Origin of the sequence: Brevibacillus sp. NL20B1, from assembly GCF_018195675.1 — a bacterium.
GTDB lineage: Bacteria > Bacillota > Bacilli > Brevibacillales > Brevibacillaceae > Brevibacillus > Brevibacillus aydinogluensis.
The window spans coordinates 1-2068 of sequence record NZ_JAGTPT010000051.1 but is presented as its reverse complement, the minus strand read 5'-3'; the positions used below and the strand labels follow the sequence as shown (position 1 = coordinate 2068).

Sequence of the window (2068 nt, the reverse complement as noted above, 5' to 3'; positions counted from 1 at the left end):
TTTAATTAGGCAACTGGGCAGGATAAACTCCTGCTTTTTTCTTTTCTCGTAGACGATAAGAATCACCTTTGATATTAAAGGTAATGGCGTGATGTAATAGGCGATCTAAAATCGCTGTCGCTAGTACATCATCACCGAATACTTTCCCCCATTCGAGATAGGATTTATTCGATGTGAGGATCATAGAGCCTTGTTCATATCGTTTCGATACGACCTGAAAAAAGACATTCGCCGTTAGCTCATCAAAAGGAAAGTAACCGACCTCATCCATAATGAGTACATCTGGACGACTCCAACGATTCACTAATCGCTGGAGAGTCCCTTTTTCGTTTGCCTTTCGGCATTCAGCCACTACATCGTCTGCGGTTAAAAATAAAGCGGTATACCCTTGAGTGATAGCTTCCACCGCAAAGGAAATCGCTAAATGCGTTTTTCCAACACCCGGTGGGCCTAGTAAGATTCGATTTTCCCCGTTGGCAATAAACCGACAGGTCAGCGTTTCTTTGACTCTCTTTTCACTGATACTCGGTTGAAAGGAAAAATCAAAGTCATGAATCGTTTTGATAGAAGGTAATTTGGCTCGTTTCATTCGCTTTTCTAGTTGTTGAGACTCTTGATATTCAATTTCTTGTAAAACAATAGTGTTTAGAAACTCAGAATATGATACATTATCTCTAGAAGCGTCTTCTAATAAACTATCTAGTTGGTGGGCTGTGTGGTGCCAACCAAGCTTTTTTAAGCGTTCGATTAACAGCTCGTTCATCATACAGTCTCACCTTCTTCCAATGCTGCGTAAGCAGCGAGAGGGCGTTGTTCTACTTTAGGAGATGGGGCAGAAGAAGAAAGGTCGTTGGTCGCCAAACCTTGAACGCCTTTTCTTCTCTGTCCTTTTTCTTTTGTATGTAAGCCCTCATAATGTTCCATTTGAATATGAGCAGTTGCTTTTCCTGTCAAAATCGGATGTTTGGCAATACACTCCTGTTCATCATAAATCTCGATATGATGGTCGAGAGTTTCTTTCACTTTTACAACCTGTCCTGCATAGCGATACGGAACGGAATATTTTTTTCCTCTGTATGAAACAAAACAATCTCGACTTACCTCTCGTGTCTCCCAGCGACATGTCGGGAATAATGGTTTGACTCCCCATGCTTGAAGGAACTTCTGTTCCTGTTCCAAACGTTGAATTGGCGGTTCATTCGTCGTTTGATTCGGCTTTCGATTGGCCACTTGATCCAGCCATGTACGAACAGCTTCATTTAATGCATAGAGAGTAGGTTCGTGTTTTCGCTGAAAGAAATTATCTTTCAAATACTTTACCACTCTTTCTACTTTTCCCTTTGTTTGTGGACGTTTCGGCCGACATGCTTTTGGAACAATACCGTAATACGCTAGAAAATCCTCGAACGTCCGGTTAAATCGAATTTCGATGGGACTATGTTTCAGAACAACGGTTTTCATATTGTCATAAAGAATCTGTTCAGGAATGCCGTTAAAGTAAGCAAATGCGTTCATATGACATTTCATTAATGTTTCTACATTCATATTGGTCGTAAACTCCACATACTTCATTCGGGAATAACCAAGTACCATCACGAAAGCATAAATATCTTGATATTGACCATCCACCAAGTACTTTCCCACATAGGCCCAGTCCATTTGAGCTTGTTTGCCTGGTGGTGTTTCATACCGTAAGGTAGCTTGTTTCTTTGGCTGTTCTCGATACGGTCGAACAAAATCTCTTAATATCGTCATCTTGCCAGTGTATCCCATCGCTTGGATCTCCTCAAGGAGAACAACACAATTCGTCGTACCTTCTTGTATTCGTTGAAGAAGATAGCTTTTATAAGGATCTAGTTTGCTTTTTCTTTTTTTCTCACTGACTTTACGCTCTGGAAGCTTGTCCCCCTTTAGATACTTACGAATGGTTTTCCGATCAAAACCTGTTTCTTTGGCAATCGCTGTTTGAGTCCAGCCTTTCTGATATAACTCTCGAATCATAAAAAACTCCCCTACCTTCAGCATCGTTTCTCCACTCCATTTAAGATGTTGTTTCGAAACGATTATC

The 2068-nt window shown here is 40.9% G+C and carries 2 protein-coding genes; both read right to left on the bottom strand.

Annotated features, from left to right (window positions below; genetic code table 11):
- Window position 1: 1 nt before the first annotated feature.
- A complete protein-coding gene (istB, locus tag KDN35_RS19680) occupies window positions 2-766 on the bottom strand; it encodes an IS21-like element helper ATPase IstB (RefSeq protein ID WP_066329639.1) in 765 nt (254 codons plus the stop codon).
- Window positions 763-2025, bottom strand: a complete 1263-nt coding sequence (gene istA, locus KDN35_RS19675) for an IS21 family transposase (RefSeq protein ID WP_066329642.1) — start codon at window positions 2023-2025, stop codon at window positions 763-765. Before istA ends, istB begins: the two co-directional genes overlap by 4 nt.
- Between the last annotated feature and the right edge of the window lie 43 nt (window positions 2026-2068).

Coding starts and splice junctions, on each gene's coding strand:
- istB (WP_066329639.1), bottom strand. CDS start 766: ATGATGAACGAGCTGTTAATCGAACGCTTAAAAAAGCTTGGTTGGCAC.
- istA (WP_066329642.1), bottom strand. CDS start 2,025: ATGCTGAAGGTAGGGGAGTTTTTTATGATTCGAGAGTTATATCAGAAA.